14 protein-coding genes and 1 pseudogene are annotated in these 17,145 nt (G+C 68.0%); 12 read left to right on the forward strand and 3 right to left on the reverse strand.

What is annotated here, in order from left to right:
• Positions 1–140 precede the first annotated feature (140 nt).
• A complete protein-coding gene (locus CGZ91_RS09935; RefSeq protein ID WP_144276865.1) occupies positions 141–563 on the forward strand; it encodes an SAV_6107 family HEPN domain-containing protein in 423 nt (140 codons plus the stop codon).
• A gap of 96 nt (positions 564–659) precedes the next feature.
• Complete coding sequence (locus tag CGZ91_RS09940) at positions 660–1,073, forward strand: DUF3040 domain-containing protein (RefSeq protein ID WP_094454787.1); 414 nt, start codon at positions 660–662, stop codon at positions 1,071–1,073.
• Between the two features lie 93 nt (positions 1,074–1,166).
• Here the strand turns inward: CGZ91_RS09940 and CGZ91_RS09945 are convergent, their stop codons facing one another.
• Genes CGZ91_RS09945 through CGZ91_RS09955 form a run of 3 tightly spaced genes read right to left on the reverse strand, consistent with a single transcriptional unit; the run spans position 1,167 to position 5,694 of the window.
• Entirely contained in the window at positions 1,167–3,443 is a 2,277-nt protein-coding gene (locus CGZ91_RS09945; RefSeq protein ID WP_094454789.1) for a transglutaminase family protein, read from the reverse strand.
• Positions 3,440–4,708, reverse strand: coding sequence for a DUF58 domain-containing protein (locus CGZ91_RS09950; protein WP_094454791.1), 1,269 nt, complete (start codon positions 4,706–4,708; stop codon positions 3,440–3,442). The genes CGZ91_RS09945 and CGZ91_RS09950 overlap by 4 nt, the downstream gene beginning before the upstream one ends.
• Before the next feature lie 2 nt (positions 4,709–4,710).
• Positions 4,711–5,694, reverse strand: a complete 984-nt coding sequence (locus tag CGZ91_RS09955) for an AAA family ATPase (protein ID WP_094454793.1) — start codon at positions 5,692–5,694, stop codon at positions 4,711–4,713.
• Positions 5,695–5,936: 242 nt separating this feature from the next.
• Between CGZ91_RS09955 and mraZ the strand changes: the two genes are divergently transcribed.
• The 10 genes and pseudogenes from mraZ to ftsW all read left to right on the forward strand — a co-directional run bounded on the left by mraZ (position 5,937) and on the right by ftsW (position 17,144).
• The gene (gene mraZ, locus CGZ91_RS09960) at positions 5,937–6,380 is read left to right on the forward strand and encodes a division/cell wall cluster transcriptional repressor MraZ (RefSeq protein WP_094454795.1); all 444 of its coding nucleotides are present in this window, start codon (positions 5,937–5,939) and stop codon (positions 6,378–6,380) included.
• A complete protein-coding gene (locus CGZ91_RS14330) occupies positions 6,380–6,544 on the forward strand; it encodes a hypothetical protein (protein WP_179229310.1) in 165 nt (54 codons plus the stop codon). The genes mraZ and CGZ91_RS14330 overlap by 1 nt, the downstream gene beginning before the upstream one ends.
• A 4-nt stretch (positions 6,545–6,548) precedes the next feature.
• The gene (gene rsmH, locus CGZ91_RS09965) at positions 6,549–7,577 is read left to right on the forward strand and encodes a 16S rRNA (cytosine(1402)-N(4))-methyltransferase RsmH (protein WP_094454797.1); all 1,029 of its coding nucleotides are present in this window, start codon (positions 6,549–6,551) and stop codon (positions 7,575–7,577) included.
• A complete protein-coding gene (locus CGZ91_RS09970) occupies positions 7,574–8,254 on the forward strand; it encodes a hypothetical protein (RefSeq protein WP_094454799.1) in 681 nt (226 codons plus the stop codon). The genes rsmH and CGZ91_RS09970 overlap by 4 nt, the downstream gene beginning before the upstream one ends.
• 215 nt (positions 8,255–8,469) lie before the next feature.
• A complete protein-coding gene (locus CGZ91_RS09975; protein WP_179229311.1) occupies positions 8,470–10,236 on the forward strand; it encodes a peptidoglycan D,D-transpeptidase FtsI family protein in 1,767 nt (588 codons plus the stop codon).
• 22 nt (positions 10,237–10,258) lie between these two features.
• Positions 10,259–11,824 (forward strand): UDP-N-acetylmuramoyl-L-alanyl-D-glutamate--2,6-diaminopimelate ligase, encoded by a 1,566-nt coding sequence (locus CGZ91_RS09980; protein WP_094454803.1) that lies wholly within the window; start codon positions 10,259–10,261, stop codon positions 11,822–11,824.
• The gene (locus tag CGZ91_RS09985; RefSeq protein ID WP_094454805.1) at positions 11,821–13,296 is read left to right on the forward strand and encodes a UDP-N-acetylmuramoyl-tripeptide--D-alanyl-D-alanine ligase; all 1,476 of its coding nucleotides are present in this window, start codon (positions 11,821–11,823) and stop codon (positions 13,294–13,296) included. Before CGZ91_RS09980 ends, CGZ91_RS09985 begins: the two co-directional genes overlap by 4 nt.
• Positions 13,293–14,363 (forward strand): phospho-N-acetylmuramoyl-pentapeptide-transferase, encoded by a 1,071-nt coding sequence (gene mraY / locus CGZ91_RS09990; RefSeq protein WP_094454807.1) that lies wholly within the window; start codon positions 13,293–13,295, stop codon positions 14,361–14,363. The genes CGZ91_RS09985 and mraY overlap by 4 nt, the downstream gene beginning before the upstream one ends.
• Positions 14,345–15,802, forward strand: a pseudogene (gene murD / locus CGZ91_RS09995) (UDP-N-acetylmuramoyl-L-alanine--D-glutamate ligase); the annotation flags it as partial. The gene mraY and the pseudogene murD, both read left to right, overlap by 19 nt.
• A 52-nt stretch (positions 15,803–15,854) precedes the next feature.
• On the forward strand, positions 15,855–17,144 hold the full coding sequence (ftsW, locus tag CGZ91_RS10000) for a putative lipid II flippase FtsW (protein ID WP_094454811.1): 1,290 nt from the start codon (positions 15,855–15,857) through the stop codon (positions 17,142–17,144).
• Position 17,145 lies beyond the last annotated feature (1 nt).

Genomic DNA, 17,145 nt, shown 5'->3' on the forward strand with positions numbered 1-17,145 from the left:
TGAGGGGTTGACGTCGCTGGGTCGGGGGATCATGATGGAGGAGTATCGAACGTGTGTTCGACTTGTGATCGACAAGATCACGGTCAGACAGATTCACGGGTCAGACAGATTCACGGGGCAACTGAGCGAAGGGGCCGATGATGGCAAACAGCGATCCCGAAGCACGGCATCGGATCGACGGACTGCTGTGGGAGGCGGACCAGGTCCGAAGCGTCGCACAACGCCACCTGCGGGCGTACGCCGCTGCCGTCGCCGTGGGTGACCTGGTGCTGACGGCGAGGCTGCCAGGGCATCGCCCCGGCGCGATCCCGCTGTCGCGGATCTGGCGCGTGCTGTGTCGGGTCGCCCCCGAGTACGCCGAATGGGGTCTGTTCTTCGACTCGCTGACTGGCCGGCACCGAGAGGTCCTTGACGGGGCACAGCCGAGCAGCCGGGAGGCCGATGACCTGCTGCGTGATGCGACGTCGTTTCGGGATCGGGTGGTGGCCCGGCTGCATCATCCGGCGTATCGGGGTCGCCAGTTGAGTGAGCAGCGCCGTCGGTTGGCGAGCCTGGGTTGGTGATGTCTTGATCCGTCTTTTAGCTGGCGCTGGGAACGCCTAGACTGGTGCCCTAGGCCATGGACGACCACAGGGCCATGGACGACCACAGGAGGGGTGATGGCACTCTCAGAGGAGGAGCAGCGCCTGCTCGATCAGATGGAGGCAGCTTGGGCTGCCGATGATCCCCATCTTGACCGAACGCTGCGTGCCGATCCGCGCCTCGACGTGCGGCCGCCCACGGTCAACCGTGGTCGACTGGTCGTCGGCGGAGTGGTCGTCGCGGTCGGCCTGGTCGGCTTGGTCGCCGGCATCAGCAGCCATCCCGCGATCAGCGTGGTGGGTTTCGTCGTCATGTTGGCCGGTGTGGTGCTCGGCATGACCGGATTCACCAAGCATGATGTCGACGACGCGACTCCTGAACCCAAGCCGAAGGCCAGCGCCGGTGCGGGCCGTAGCAGCGCCGGTCCGGACAAGAGCTTCATGAACAAGATGGAGGAGCGCTGGCGTCGCCGCCAGGACGGCTCACTGTGATGGTTGATCAGCTGATCTGAAGGCCAGCTGATCCGAGAAGAAGGAACCCCGCCACGATCGTGGCGGGGTTCTCTCATGTCCGGGTCTGCCAGTTCACTGGCGCGAGCCGGGCAGCAGCTTGCGGCGCAGCCGCCGCAGCGACAGCCGGCCGTTGTGCCACAGGGAGTAGGGGAACAGGGCGATCAGCCAGCGTTGCCAGCGATTCTTGTCCGACAGCAGACCTTCGCGCACCAGGCGTACCTGTTCGGCCAGATCACCGACATCGCCCACCTTGGGCGCATACCGGGACCGTTCGGCGGCCAGGGCCAGGTCGTGCATCGCTCCGGCAGCGGCTCCCGGCAGCCGTCCGCTGAGTTCGGAGCCGATTCGCCGGGGCGTCCCGCTCGGCCAGGGCTGGCGTACGTCGCGCACGGTGTCGCGCACCTCGCGCCAGGCGTAGAGGACCTGGGAGCGCGGCGGCGCATCGGTGGCGTGCAGGCGACGGTGGCGCAGCCGGCGTCGGACCAGTCCGGGGATGGCCAAGATGGCGGCGACCACGACCAAGGTCACCACGACCCGCGCAATGTCGACCAGCAGTGCCAGCAGGGTGCCTTCGCCCTCGTCGTTGACGACAGGCGGAAGGTCCGGATTTTCGCTCGGCTGCTCGGTCGGTTCCACCGAGGGCTCGGGGGGAGCTTCGCTGGGCACGTCACTGCCGCCGCTGGGGTCGGACGAGGGCTGCGGCACCTCTTCGTTGACCGTGGTCCACACCGGTGCCGTGGCGACGCTCGGGGTCGGCTCGAAGCGGACCCAGCCGATGCCCTCGAAGTAGAGCTCCGGCCAGGCATGCATGTTGTGAGTGGTCACCACATAGCTGCCGTCGGCCTGCAGGTCACCGGGCAGGAAGCCCACCGCCACGCGAGTCGGGATGTCGACGATGCGGGCCATCAGCGCCATCGCAGCGGAGAACTGTTCGCAGTAGCCGATCTTGTCGACGAACAGGAAGTTCATCAGCGCGTCATAGCCGCTGCCGGGCTGCGGATCGGTGCTGTAGGTGAAGCCGCCGCCCTCCCGCAAATACTTCTGGATGGCTGCTGCCCGCAGCGCCGGGGTCGGCGCCTCACGCGTGATGTCCAGGGTCAGATCGATGATCTCCTGGGGCAGGTCGTCGGGGATGGCAGTGGTGTACTGCCGATCGGCAGGCGACCCGGCCACCGCAACGCTGAGCTGCTCACCATTGGGGATGATGTCGGCACTGGTGACCTCGTAACTGAGTCCGCGAGTCGCGGTCTCGTTGTCTTCGTCGGTGTTGATGACCACCAACGACTGCGGGTCGTGCGACCAACTGCCGGGAGCATCAACCGTGCGGGGCGCATACGGCGCCGGCAGATACATCGAGGCGAAGTCGTCGATGGTGATCTGGGTGCGCCGAATCTCCTGCGGCGGATTCGTCATGCCCGGGATGCTGGGCAGCACATTGCCGCTGCGCAATTGGATGCCGACGTTCTGCCAGCCGCGGGCATCGAAGGCGGGCAGCGAGGCCATCCGCAGATAGACGCCGCCGGGCTGGTCGGTGGTGTAGCGCAGCACCGGCACGTCGTCCGGCTGGTTGAGGTTGCGACGCAGGTCCAGCGACGGGTCGGTCAGCTGGATCGGCTGGTCGCCGGTGGGTCGGGAGCCGCCCCACATCAATGGCGAGATTGCCGGGATGATCATGCCCATCACCAGGGACAGCGCGATCGCGGGCACCGCGACCACCAGGCCGAGCCGGGCTGCCAACGGCACCACAGATCCACGTTCGGCGGAGTCCCGCGCCAACGTGCGCTGCCACAACTCGGTGCGCTGCACGGCCTCCATCGCCAGGATCACCAGGTAGCCGATCGCGACTGCGGCGAAGCTCCACCACGGCACATCGGTGTAGACGCCCAGCGCCGGGATCAGATAGATCGTCAGCAGCGGTGCCACCGACCAGGCTGGCCGGTCGATGCCGATCGCCAACAGGTCGGTCATGATCGCGACCACCACCACGGCGGTGACCAGCAACAACTTCACGCCGGCGTTGGGAGGGAGCGGCGCCGATTCGGTCTGCAACGTGAGGATGGCGTCGGCGTACAGCTCGATCGGGCGCCACCACAGATCGCCTTCTGACATCAGGCTGCCGGCGACACTCATGAGGAAGACGACCGCCAGGATGAACTGGCCGACCAGGATCAGGCTGTTGTCGACGTCGAAGCGACGTCCCAGGATGCCGATGGCGCCCACCAGAACGATGCCGATGGCTGCCAGCCCCAGATAGGAAGCCTCCTGGGTGAGCGGCAGCAGGGAGAGGGAGGTGAGGAGGGACGCCGCGATGACGGCGGCACCCATGCGGTCGGTGTGCAGGAGCTTCACGCGCCCACCCCCAATGCCTCGAGCTGCTGCCAGGCCTGCGGGACCGTCACGTCGTGCCGCGCGACGGCGACCTTCCAGCCGGCCTCGCGCAACACCCGGATGCCGTCCTTGTGGGCCAACTGGGCCTCGCTGGAGGCGCGCTGGGAGCGAATCACCCAGCTGTCCACCTCGAGCACGATGGCGACGCCCTGGCCACGAGTACGCCCGGCGCGCACCAATTGCTGCGCGTCCTGGGCGGTGATGCGGCCCAGCACGGCGACCAACATCTGGCCCTGCCGGTGGGTGGTGATGGCGTCCATCGCCTTGTTCATCGTGGTGGAGTTGCGGACGTCGATGTCGATGAACTGCAGCAGCAGCGATCGATCCCGGGCGGCCGGGTGGCCCGGGTCATTGGCGCCGTCGTGGATCACGCCACTGGAGTCGAAGACCGAGATCGAGTAGCCATCCTGCACGAAGTGCTTGGAGATCGAGGCGGCAGCGGAGACGGCCCATTCGAAGCTGCCGTGTTCGCCTTCGCCGGTGTGGTTGGCGAGGCGGTTGTCGAGCAGCAGGTTGATGCTGGGATCCCAGGACTGCTCCTCGCGACGCACCATCAACTCACCGCGACGGGCCGAGTGGCGCCAGTGCACCCGGCGTACGTCGTCGCCATGGCGGTATTCGCGGATCAGGATGTCGTCCTGGCCGGTGACGCCGAGCCGCTGTGGCGAGGTGTCGCCCTGGGCTCCGGTGCCGGCCAGCTGGCGCAGCGAGGGCAGGATGTGGATTCGGGGGGTGACGAGTACCTCCGAGGTGGCCTTGAAACGACGCTCAGTGCGGACGAGCCCGAACGGGTCGACGCTGCGGATCATCAGTGGGCCGGTCTGGAAACGACCGCGCTTGGAGGCGTACATGGTGTAGGCGATGTCGCGGGTCCAATTCGGTTCGGCGTGATGGATGCTGAAGCGGGTCGGGATGCCCAGCTCCGGCGGCACCCGGTCCTCGAACTGGAGCAGTCCGCTGGGATGGGCGCCGCTCTTGGACAGCAGCAACTCGCCGGTCACCTCGTCGCCGACCGCGACCTGTCCCTCGGACAGTCGCCGCTCACACGACAGTTGCAGCTTGGAGCGGCCAATCAGGATCAGCGCCACGATCGGCAGGATCAGCAACAACAGTCCGAGCCAGACGACATCACGCTGGCCGATGGCGAGCATCGCGACCGTCAGGACGAGGCCGGCGATGAGGAAGACCCGGCCGCGGCCGGTGAGGATGCGCCAAGGGTTTCGCACATTCACCGCCGGTCGGGGACTCGCACCGTTCCCAGCGCTGCGGTGATGATGTCGGAGGTGCCACGGTTGCCCAGCTGCGCGTCGGCCGAGGGCAGGACTCGGTGCGCCAGCACCGGCACCGCCAGGGCAGCCACGTCGTCGGGGGTGACATAGTCCCGGCCGGCGACGGCAGCGTACGCCCGGCTGGCGCGCAGCAGCGCCAGGCTGGCGCGCGGCGACGCGCCCAGGCGCAGGTCACGGGTGTTACGGGTCGCATTGATGACCTCGATGATGTACTGCTTCACCTCGGTGGCCACGTGCAAGGTCTTGACGGCCTCGATGACGCGCAGCACGGTGGCGGCGTCGGTGACCGGTTGCAGCGAATCAAGCGGATTGCGCTGGCCGTGGTGGTCGAGCATGTCGAGCTCGGCGTGCGGGGTCGGGTAGCCCATCTCGATCCGGGCCAGGAAGCGGTCCCGCTGGGCCTCGGGGAGGGGATAGGTGCCCTCCATCTCGATCGGGTTCTGGGTGGCGACCACCATGAAGGGCCGGTCCAGAACGTAGGTGGTGCCGTCCACCGACACCTGTCCCTCCTCCATCGACTCCAGCAACGCCGACTGGGTCTTGGGGGAGGCGCGGTTGATCTCGTCGCCCACGACGATGTTGGCGAAGATGCCGCCGGGCTTGAACTCGAACTCGCCGGTCTCCTGGGAATAGATCGAGACACCGGTGATGTCGGCGGGCAGCAGGTCAGGGGTGAACTGCAGGCGGCGTACCGAGCTGTTGATCGACTTGCCGATCGCCTTGGCCAACATCGTCTTGCCGACGCCAGGAACGTCCTCGACGAGCAGGTGGCCCTCGGCCAGCAGGACAACCAGGGACAGGTCGATCGCCTGCCGCTTGCCCTCGATCACGGTCTCGATGGCGGACCGGATCTTCTGGGTGACGTTGACGACGTCATCCAGTGATGCCGGCTGCGGCGCTGGGGCGTTGCTGGTCTGACTCAACTGAGTGTCCTCCGGGAGTTGGCGGGGCGCGGCGTATGAGCACGCCCGCTCGCGTACCCGCACCAGAGTAATAGGCCTGATCGGTGGGCGTTAGCGGACCCGACCAACCGGTTGCTGTCTGGGCCGTCAGGCCAGATCGGGGAGGAAAACACCGCGGTTGTTGACCTTGGTGGAGGAAAGTGGAGTAGAGTGGAGCGCAGTGGAGGGAATTGGTGTGATCGGCGACTCGGAGGTGGTGCCCAATGTTCTTGGGTACGCACACGCCGAAGCTCGACGAGAAGGGCCGATTCTTTCTGCCGGCGAAGTATCGAGACGAGCTCGCTGACGGGCTGGTGGTGACCCGGGCGCAGGACCGGTGTCTGGCCATCTATCCCCGGCAGACGTTCGTGGAGATGACGATGTCGATGCGGAATGCTCCGGCAACCGTCAAGCAGGTACGTGACTTCCAGCGCATGCTGGCTGCCGGTGCCAGCGACGAAACTCCGGACAAGCAGGGCCGCATGACGATTCCGCCCCAGCTGCGCAGGTATGCGGGGCTGGACAAGGAGATCGTCGTGGTCGGGGCCATCAACCGCATCGAGGTATGGGACGCCGAGGCCTGGGAGGCGTACTCCGAGGCGCAGGAGTCCGACTTCGCGGACATGAACGAAGAGATCTTGGGTCAGACGTGGCAGCAGGAAGCGTGATGACCCCGACTCGCCTGAACCGCTCACATGCGGTGCGGTTCCGGCCCGAGGCAGCCACCTGGCGCACCTTCCCCGGTGTCAGGCGGACTTCCCACCGCCTCGGTCCGGAGCCGGACCGCATGTGGCACCGCCGCAACATCCGCAGCTTCCAGCAGACGAGGTGATCAGATGGCAGCCTCCGACCACCGGTCAGATGACGTCGCTGGCTGCCCTGATGCGCTCCTCCACTCCGCTCCACCTGAGTCGGACTCGGCGCGTGAGCCCGGCGCGCAGCACGTCCCGGTGATGGCGCAACGCTGCTTGGAGCTGCTTGCCCCGGCCCTCACCGAGGGCAACCCCATCTACGTCGATGCCACCCTCGGCCTGGCCGGCCACGCCTCGTTGGTCCTCGACTCCTGCCCCAGGGCACACCTGATCGGGATCGACCGCGATCCGCGCGCCCTCGACATCGCCGCGGAGCGACTGGCCCGCTTCGGGGACCGGGTGGAACTGCACCAGGCGGTCTATGACGAGATCCCCGAGGTGCTCGAGGGCCGTCAGGTGCAGGGGATTCTGATGGACCTCGGGCTGTCCTCGATGCAGATCGACCGCACCGAGCGGGGTTTCGCGTACGCCGTCGACGCGCCGCTGGACATGCGGATGGGGGAGGAGGGCCCCACCGCCGCCGACCTGCTCAACGATCTGGGCCGCGGTGAGCTGGTGCGGCTGTTGCGCCGGTACGGCGATGAGCGGTTCGCCGACCGGATCGTGAGCTCGGTGCTGCGGGTCCGCGCCGACCATCGCATCGAGCGTTCGGGCGAGTTGGTCGACATCATCCGCGGCGCGGTGCCGGTGGCAGCCCAGCAGGGCGGCCACCCGGCCAAGAAGACCTTCCAGGCATTGCGGATCGCCGTCAACGACGAGCTCGCCGTGTTGGAGCGGGCCCTGCCCGCGGCGATTGATGCGCTGGCGCCTCGGGGGCGGCTGGTCGTGATGGCGTACCACTCCGGCGAGGACCGTCTGGTCAAGAACGAGTTGCGTGACCAGGCCGCCGACCGGGCGCCGCGCGGGATGCCGATCGTGCCGCCCGAGTTGCGCGCCCGCTTGACCCTGCTGACCAAGGGCGCCGAGCGCCCCACTGACGAGGAAGTTGCCGCCAACCCACGAGCCGCATCGGTACGCCTGCGTGCTGCCGAACGTCTGGAGGAAGCCGCATGAGTGCACTGCTCGCCCCGGAACGCCACCGCGGGTCTCGACCACCCCTGAAGGTGGTGCGGGGCCGACGCCAACGCGCCGGTCGACTGCCCTTCCTGTTGTTGCTCACGCTGGTGCTGGCCGCCGGCATGGCAGGGCTGTTGCTGCTCAACACCCAGCTGCAGAGCCAGGCCATGGAGGTGCGCGACGCCGAGCGGCGCGCCACCGACCTCAGCAACCAGCAGGCCCGCCTGGAGGGTGAGGTCGAGCTGGCCCGGTCCACGCCGGAACTCGCCCGCAAGGCGTCGGCCCTGGGGCTGCGACCCAACCTCCACACCGTCTATTTGGTGCTGCCCGACGGCACCATCGTCGGCGAACCGAATGCCGTCGAGGGCGACGAGTTGCCCTCCTCGGTGATCAAGACGCCCGAGCAGATCGAGCAGGAGCGTCGCGCCGAGGAGGCCCGCAAGGCCGACGAGGCGCGCAAGGCGGAGGAAGCCCGGATCGCCGAGGAACAGCGCCTGGAAGCAGAGCGCCGACACGCCGAACAGAACCCGCCGGCGCCCGAGGGTGAACAGCCGGCACCTGAAGGGGAGCAGCCCGCACCTGAGGGTGAACAGCCCGCACCCGAGGGGGAGCAGCCGGCACCCGAGGGTGAACCCCATCCTGAACAGCAGCCCGTCGACAACGGAGGCCAATGATGGCGACCCGCGGCAACCAACAGCCGGGCCAGCGCCGACTCTCGGGTCAGCGCCGAACCGGGGCGAGCAGCAGTAGTCGAGTCAGAAGCAGCCGAGTCAGCACTGGTCGGAGCAGCAGCGACCGGCCCAGGGGTACGCGGGCCAGCGCCCGTTCGAGTGCCCCGCGCAGCCGGCAGTCGGCCGCATCGCGTCGCGCACCGATCCAGCCGGGCAGCTTGCGGAGGAAGTCCCGTCGCAAGCAAGGCCCCACCCGGGTCGCGCTGGGACATCCGGCACGCCGGTTGCAGGCCATCATGGTCGTGCTGGCGATCGCCGTCTCGGTGTGCGCAGGTCGGCTGGTGCAATTGCAGGCCTTTGACACCGAGGCGTACGCCGCCTCCGCCTCCAAGCAGGTCACCCGCACCCAGACCCTGATGCCCGAGCGAGGGCAGATCAGCGACCGCAACGGGCAGGTGCTGGCGGCCAGCGAACCGGCGGTGGCGATCACCGCCGACCCGACCCACACGGCCGAGAACGCCGAGGAGATCGCCCAGATCATCGGTCGAGTGCTCGGCACGGATCCGGAGCAATACCTGGAACCGCTGACCCGACCCGACACTCGCTTTGCGTACGTCGCGCGCAAGGTGCCGGCAGCCGACTACACCGACATCGCTCGCGCCCTGGCCGAGGAGAACATCTACGGCATCTTCCGCGAGTCCGACTCGATCCGTACCTATCCTGCCGGCCAGACCGGCGCCAACATCATCGGTTTCGTCAACGGTGAGGGCAAGGGCGGCGGCGGCCTGGAGTATTCGCTCAATGGCGAACTGACCGGCCAGCCCGGCAAGGAGATCTACGAAGCCTCGCCGCAGGGCAACCGGATCCCACTGGGCACCAACATGCTGCAGCCGGCCCAGGACGGCATCGACTATCAGCTCACCATCGACTCCGAACTGCAGTGGACCACGCAGCAGCGACTGCAGCAGGCCGTCGATGACAGTGGCTCCCAGACCGGCACCGCGATCGTTCTCAACATCAAGACCGGCGAGATCCTGGCGATGGCGACCTATCCGACCTTCGATCCGAGCCGGCCCGGCGATGCCGACGCCGATGCCCGCGGCAACCACGCCGTCACCCAGGTCTATGAACCCGGCTCGACCCAGAAGCTCATCACGATGGCGGCCCTGGCCGACCAGGGGCTGTTGCAGGACCAGACCCACGTGGTGGTGCCGCCGCTGCTCAAGTCCGGTGACTCCAACATCCGCGACGTCTGGGGCCACGGCGAGGTCAACATGACCGCACGCGGCATCCTGGCGATGTCGTCCAACATCGGCACCGCGATGCTGGGTCGGCAGTCCGACCCGGAGACCATGCAGCGCTATCTGGAGGCGTTCGGCTACGGCAAGCCCACCGGAGTGGGGCTGCCGGGTGAGGCCAGCGGATCGATTCCCACCACCGAATCGCCCTCGTACGTGTGGGACCGCGCATTCTTCGGCCAGTCGATGTCGGTGACCGCGATCCAGCAGGCAGCCGCGATCGGCACCATCTACAACGGCGGGCAGTACATGCCGCCGACCATCATCAAGTCCGCGATCGGTCCCGACGGCAAGGAGATCGAGCTGCCGGTGCGGGAGCCGCGGCAGGTCATCAGCGAGGACGCTGCCCGCGAGGTCACGTTCATGAGCGAGGCCGTCCTCACCCACGACGGTGAGCCGACCGACCAGACCCTGGACGGCTTCCGTGCAGGCGGCAAGTCCGGCACCTCGCAGCGGTACGACCCTGACTGCGGCTGCTACAACGGCTACACCTCGTCCTGGGTGGGGGTCGCGCCGCTGGAAGACCCGACCATCCTGACCTACATCGTGCTGGACCAGCCCGAAGGTCAGAACTCCGGCACCGTGATCGCTGCGCCGGCCTGGAAGGACATCATGCAGTACGCGCTGCCGCGCTACGGCGTACCGCTGTCGACCACCGCACCGGCCAACCGGAAGCTCTACTGGTGAGCCGCACGGTAGCGTTCCCGGCGTGACTGATCACCAGCTGCGACCCGAGGGTCTCGCACCAATCGCGCTGACCGCCCTTGCCGCCACGGTGGGGGCGGCGGTGGCTGACCAGTACGCCGGCGTCGAGATCTCCGGGATCACCCAGGACTCCCGCGCGGTGCGACCCGGCGACCTCTACGTTGCCCTCAAGGGAGCCCGGGTGCACGGCGCCCGGTTCACCGACCAGGCTGCCGCTGCTGGAGCGGTCGCGGTGCTGACCGACTCCGAGGGCGCCGAGCAGGTCGCCGGGCAACTGCCCGTGCTGGAGGTCACCGCCCCCCGTGACGCGATGGCGTACGCCGCCGCCGAGATCTATCACCACCCGACTCGCCAGCTCCGGATGGTCGGGATCACCGGGACCAACGGCAAGACCACCACCACCGCCCTCACTGCCGCCGGCCTGCGGGGCACCGGGCACGTGGTCGGCACCATCGGAACGCTTGGCTTCTGGCTGGACGATCAGGAACTGACCTCGGACCGGACGACGGTGACCACGCCGGAGTCCTGTGATCTGCACGCGCTGTTTGCCGTGATGCTGCAGCGCGGCGCCGACACCGTTGTGATGGAGGTGTCCTCCCACGCGTTGGCGCTGCAACGGGTCACCGGGGTTCATTTCGATGTCGCGGGCTTCACCAACCTGGGTCGGGACCACCTCGACTTCCACCCGACCATGGAGGACTACTTCCAAGCGAAGGCGTCGCTCTTCCAGCAGGCCGGCACCGCGGTGATCGTGGTCGACGGTGGGTGGGGCGCCCGGCTCGCTGGGGAGTGCCGCGCCGCCGGCGTACCGGTTCTGAGCGTCAGTGGATTCGCCGATGCGCACACTGACATCCATCCGTTGACCGATGACGTGGACCATCCGACCGCGCAGGATCCCGAACAGCTCGGACTCCACACCCCCAGCGGCGACATTGCGGTGCCGTTGGCGATGCCCGGCACGTTCAACCGGGTCAACAGTGGCCTTGCCGTGGGTTTGTGGGAGGTGCTCGACGAACCGGTGCAGCAGGCCGCCCAGGCCTTGGCGACCGCGACTGTGCCGGGCCGGATGCAACTGGTCGAGGTCCCCGGCGGCCCCCGTGTGGTGGTCGACTTTGCCCATACTCCACAGGCCGTCGCGGCGGCGCTGACCGCACTGTCGGTGCCCGGCGGTCGCCTGATCGCCGTTCTCGGCGCCGGTGGTGACCGGGACCCGGACAAGCGGGGCCCGATGGGGGAGGCTGCGGCCGAATGGGCCGAGGTGGTCATCGTCACCGATGACAATCCCCGCAGCGAGGACCCCGCGGCCATCCGGGCAGCGGTCCTGGCCGGTGCGGAGCAGGTGCGACAGAGCTCGGCTGAACGGGGCCGCGTCATCACCGTGGTCGAGGTCGGCGGCCGTGACCGGGCCATCGGGGCGGCGCTGGCACGGGCCGGCGTACGCGACACGGTGGCGATTCTGGGCAAGGGCCACGAGACGGGACAGATCCTGGCCGAGGAGACCATCGACTTCGACGACGCCATCGAGGTCGTACGCCAGTGGGCCCAGTTGGATCCCGGAGCAGGCCGATGAGGGTCACCTCAGCAGCAGCGCTGGCGCCGCGGATCGGCGCGGACCTGCTCGGCGCCGACGTGCCGCTGGGCCCCGGCGTCGTGCTGGACTCCCGTCAGGCCACCGCGGGGGCGCTGTTCATCGCGTTGCCCGGTGAGCGCGTCAACGGCCGCGACTTTGCTGCCGCCGCCGTCGCAGCAGGTGCGGCCGGTGTGATGGCCCATGAGCCGATCCCGGGCCTGCCGGACTCCGTCGCGCAGCTGGTGGTGCCCGGCGAACCGACCGAAGGCCTGGTCCGGTTGGCCCGCGAGCTGGTCGCCCAGGAATGCAGCCGCGGCCTGTCTGTGGTGGGCCTGACCGGGTCGTCCGGTAAGACCAGCACCAAGGACCTGCTGGCCCAGTTGCTGCCGCGGCTCGGCGCCACCATTGCGCCGCCCGGCAGCTTCAACAACGAGATCGGGCTGCCGCTGACCGCGACGTCGGTTGATGCCACCACTCGTTTCCTGGTGGCCGAGATGGGCGCCCGTGGCCGGGGCCACATTGCTTGGCTGTGCCAGGTCACCCCACCCAACATCGGGATGGTGCTCAATGTCGGACAGGCCCATGCCGGTGAGTTCGGAGGTCTGGACGCGACCGCGCAGGCCAAGGGGGAATTGGTCGAGGCCGCGTCGGACTGGGTGGTCCTCAACGCCGATGATCCGCGTGTGCTGGGCATGCGCGAGCGGCGCGGTGCCGGCGTACGAACGGCACTGTGGCGCAGCTCGGACCAGCCAGCGCCCGAGGCCGAACTGCAGCTGTGGGCCGACCAGATCGGCGCCGACGACCGGGATCGGCACCACTTCGTCCTTCATGCCCATGACGGTCAGAGCCATGACCGGGCCGCGGTGCAGCTGGCCAGCAGCGGGCGACACCAGGTCGACAACGCGTTGGCGGCAGCGACCACCGCACGGCTGCTCGGAATGCCGTTGGAAGCGGTGGCGGCCGGGCTCGCGGACGCGGAGCTGAAGTCGCGTTGGCGGATGGAGATCAGCGAACTGCAGCTGGCCGGCGGCGCCGCGACCATCGTCAACGACGCCTACAACGCCAACCCCGACTCGATGGCGGCCGCCATCGCGAGCGCGGCGGCGATCCACCGACGCCGCGGTGCCGGCCGGCTGATCCTCGTGCTGGGTGACATGCTCGAGTTGGGGGAGGGCGCCCAGGCCGAGCACCGCCGGCTCGGTGAACTCGCTGATGCCGCTGGCGCGCACCTGATGGTGGCCGTTGGGGAGTATGCCGAGGACATGGTCGCCGGAGTCGGTCTGCGCGTGTCGGCGCGTACCGCAACCGATCCACACGCGGCTACCCGTATCGTTGCCGAGAGCGTGGCACCGCAGGACGTGGTGCTCATCAAGGCTTCCCGCGGTCTCGCCCTGGAAACCGTGGTCACTGGGCTGGACGAGGCGACTTTGGCCGAGGCGAGAGTGGATCAGGAGAGGGGAGTCGAGCGGTGAGGGCGATCCTGTTCGCCGGCGGGTTGGCGATGATCGGCACCCTGCTCGGCACCCGGTTGGCCATCGGCCTGTTGGTGCGCAAGGGCTACGGCCAGTTCATCCGCGACGACGGCCCGACCTCCCATCACACCAAGCGTGGTACGCCCACCATGGGCGGGTTGGTCATCATCATCTCGGTGCTGGTCGCCTACTTCGGCGCCCACCTGATCACCTGGACCCCGGTCACGCTGTCAGCGCTGCTGGTGCTGTATCTCTTCACCGGCATGGGACTGGTCGGCTTCTTGGACGACTGGAGCAAGATCTCCAAGCAGCGTTCGCTGGGGCTTGACGCCAAGGCCAAGCTCGGCCTGCAGACCTTGGTGGGAGTGTCCTTCGCGGTCCTGGCGCTCAACTTCCCCGACGAGCGGGGAGTGACGCCCGCGTCGAATGCGATCTCCTTCCTGCGCGACATCCCCTGGCTGACGTTGCCGGTGGTCCTGGCGGTGCTGTGGGTGGTACTGCTGATCGCCGGAGCGACCAACGCGGTCAACCTCACTGACGGCCTCGACGGCTTGGCGACCGGTGCCGCCGCGATGGTGTTCGCGGCGTACACGTTGGTGAATCTGTGGCAGAACAACCAGAACTGCGCCAACACCTCGATGGTGGGGCCACGCTGTTATGAGGTACGCGACCCGCACGACTTGGCCGTGGTCGCGCTCGCGTTGGCGGGGGCTTGTTTCGGCTTCCTGTGGTGGAACAGCAAACCCGCGAAGATCTTCATGGGCGATTCCGGCTCGCTGTCGCTGGGCGGTGCGGTCGCCGGCCTGGCGATCACCACCCGCACCGAACTGCTGCTGATCCTCATCGGTGGCCTGTTCGTCATGGAGACCCTGTCGGTGATCCTGCAGACCAGCTGGTTCAAGATCAGCCGAGGCAAACGCCTGTTCAAGATGGCGCCCATCCACCACCACTTCGAACTGCTGGGGTGGAAGGAGGAGACCGTCGTGATCCGGTTCTGGATCATCGCCGGGCTCTGTGTGGCGCTCGGTCTGGGCATCTTCTACGCCGAATGGGTGGTGGGGTCGTGAGCGTGGACTGGCTCGCCAGTGCCGACCGTTCCAGCCCGTGGCCAGAGGTGCACGCCTTCGTGGTGGGGCTGGGCCGTTCCGGCATGGCCGCGGCCGATGCGCTGCTGGAAGTCGGGGCCCGGGTCACCGTCGTCGACGGCGGTCAGAGTGCGGCGCTCGAGGAACGTGCGACCATTGTGCGCACCCTCGACGGCACGGTCCATCTGGGGCCGGATGCGACAGCTGAATTGCCTCAGGACGTTGACCTGGTGATCGCCTCACCCGGCTGGCAGCCAGATGCACCGATCTTGGTGCAGGCCGCCGAACGCGGACTGCCGATCTGGACCGATGTCGAGCTGGCGTGGCGCTTCATGCATCCCGACCGGGTGGTGCCGTGGCTCGGCATCACCGGCACCAACGGCAAGACCACCACCACTCAGATGCTCACCGCGATGCTCACCGCCGCCGGGCTGAGCGTCGCGGAGGTCGGCAACATCGGTCGGCCGCCGCTGGAGGCGCTGGCCGACGAAGTGAGCCACGACGTCTTCGTGGTGGAGCTGTCCAGCTTTCAGCTGCACCACAGCCCCTCGCTGCGGCTGCACTCGGCCGCAGTCCTGAACCTGCAGCCCGACCACCTCGAGTGGTACCAGTGGGCCGAGGATCCCTACCAGGCGTACGCCGACGACAAGGCCCGGATCTTCCACCAGGTCCGCCACGCCTGCGTCTACAACGTCCAGGACCGAGCCACCGAGGCGATGGTCGAGGAGGCCGATGTGGTCGAGGGCGCCCGCGCCATCGGCTTCACCCTCGGCGTACCCGGACTGTCGATGCTGGGCGTCGTCGACGAGTATCTGGTCGACCGGGCGTTCATTGCGGAGCGACGCAGTTCCGCCCAGGAACTGGCAGCGGTCTCTGACGTCCAGCCTAATGCGCCCCACAACGTCGCCAACGCCCTGGCCGCGGCTGCGTTGGCACGCTCCTTCGGGGTGCCGCCGACCGCCGTACGCGACGGCCTGCGCGCGGTCCAGGTCGGCGCCCACAAGATCGAAACCGTCGCGGAGGTCCGCGGCATCCGATTCGTCGACGACTCCAAAGCCACCAATCCGCACGCGGTGGAGGCCTCGCTGGCGGCGTACGAGTCGGTGGTGTGGCTCGCCGGTGGTCAGGCCAAAGGCACCAGTTTCGACGAGTTGGTACGCCGGCACCGCGACACGCTGCGGGGAGCGGTGCTCTTCGGGGTGGACCGGCAAGTCATTGCCGATGCCCTTGCCCGACACGCGCCCGAGGTCCCGGTGATCGTGCTCGAGAGCACGGAAACTGGGGTCATGGCCCAAGCCGTGGCTCGGGCCGTCGAGATGGCACAACCCGGTGACGTGGTGTTGCTCGCACCGGGATGCGCCAGCAAGGACATCTGGAGTGGCTACGACGCTCGCGGCGATGCATTCGTGACAGCGGTGCAGGCGTGGCGGGCCGACGTGGCGGAATGGAACGACGAGGGCGAGGAAGGTCAGGATGAGCGCAGGCGAGGTGACGTCGGCCCGGACGGGCAGGACGACTGAGGCTGCCGCCCGTCGCGGCACAGATCAGTCATCTCGGGGACGCGGCGGCTTCGTCTCAGCCGCTCTCGCCAAGCCGCTGGCCGATTACTACCTGATCCTCGGCGCCGCCGTGCTGCTGCTGGCGCTGGGCACCATGATGGTGCTGTCCGCCTCCAGCGTCTTCGCGATGGTCAACTACGGCGATGCCTACTACTTCGTCAAGCGCCAGCTGGTCTTCCTGGTGGTGGGCCTGGTCGCGATGTGGTGGTTGTCCCAGTCTTCGGTGAAACGGCTGCGGGTGCTGGCGTGGCTGGCGTTGTTCGCCGCCATCGGACTGCTGATCCTCACCTTCACCCCACTGGGCGTCAACGTCAACGGCAACCGCAACTGGGTCCAGTTCGGCACCAGCCTGTTGCGCATCCAGCCCTCCGAATTCGCCAAGTTGGCGATGATCATGTGGGGCGCCGACGTGTTGGCCCGCAAGGACAAGGTGCTGGACCAGCCCAAGCATCTGCTGTTTCCCTACCTTCCGGTGGCAGCGGTGCTGACCGGACTGGTGGTGGCCCAGCGTGACCTCGGCACCGCCCTGGTGATGGGCGCCATCATGGTCGGCCTGCTGTGGGTGGTCGGTGCGCCGAAGCGGGTGCTGTTCGGAATCGGACTGGTCGGCGCCGCGGGAGTGGCGGCAATGGTGATCGCCTCGCCGAACCGACTGCGCCGAATCCTGGCCTTCATCAATCCCAGCGAGGGTGAGCTGGCCGGCAACTACCAGGCGCTCCAAGGCATGTACTCGCTCGCCTCCGGTGGCTGGTGGGGACAAGGTCTGGGGCAGTCCCGCGGCAAGTGGGGCAGCCTGGTCGAGGCCCACACCGACTTCATCTTCGCCGTCATCGGTGAGGAGTTCGGACTGATCGGGTCGGTGGGTGTGTTGGCGCTCTTCCTGGCGCTGATCTTCGGCGGTCTGCGGGTTGCCCAACGCAGCACCGACAAGTTCTGCCGGTACGCCGCCTCGGGCGTGACGATCTGGTTCGGCTTCCAATCCTTGGTCAACATCGCCGTCGTGCTGCGACTCGTGCCGGTGATGGGCATCCCGCTGCCCTTCCTGTCCTATGGTGGGTCGGCCCTGCTGGCGAATCTGTTGGCGTTGGGGGTGCTGTTGGCCTGTGCCCGCAACGAACCTGCCGCCCGCCGAGCCATCCAGCACGCCCGGGATCCGCATCGACCTCGGCCGAAGATGACCACCGTCATCGGCAGCCGTTCCTGAC

It is taken from the genome of Parenemella sanctibonifatiensis, assembly GCF_002250565.1.
GTDB lineage: Bacteria > Actinomycetota > Actinomycetes > Propionibacteriales > Propionibacteriaceae > Parenemella > Parenemella sanctibonifatiensis.

Bases quoted from the DNA above. Each gene is read 5' to 3' on its own strand.
- CGZ91_RS09935 (WP_144276865.1), top strand. From the start codon at position 141: ATGGCAAACAGCGATCCCGAAGCACGGCATCGGATCGACGGACTGCTG.
- CGZ91_RS09940 (WP_094454787.1), top strand. From the start codon at position 660: ATGGCACTCTCAGAGGAGGAGCAGCGCCTGCTCGATCAGATGGAGGCA.
- mraZ (WP_094454795.1), top strand. From the start codon at position 5,937: ATGTTCTTGGGTACGCACACGCCGAAGCTCGACGAGAAGGGCCGATTC.
- CGZ91_RS14330 (WP_179229310.1), top strand. From the start codon at position 6,380: ATGACCCCGACTCGCCTGAACCGCTCACATGCGGTGCGGTTCCGGCCC.
- rsmH (WP_094454797.1), top strand. From the start codon at position 6,549: ATGGCAGCCTCCGACCACCGGTCAGATGACGTCGCTGGCTGCCCTGAT.
- CGZ91_RS09970 (WP_094454799.1), top strand. From the start codon at position 7,574: ATGAGTGCACTGCTCGCCCCGGAACGCCACCGCGGGTCTCGACCACCC.
- CGZ91_RS09985 (WP_094454805.1), top strand. From the start codon at position 11,821: ATGAGGGTCACCTCAGCAGCAGCGCTGGCGCCGCGGATCGGCGCGGAC.
- ftsW (WP_094454811.1), top strand. From the start codon at position 15,855: ATGAGCGCAGGCGAGGTGACGTCGGCCCGGACGGGCAGGACGACTGAG.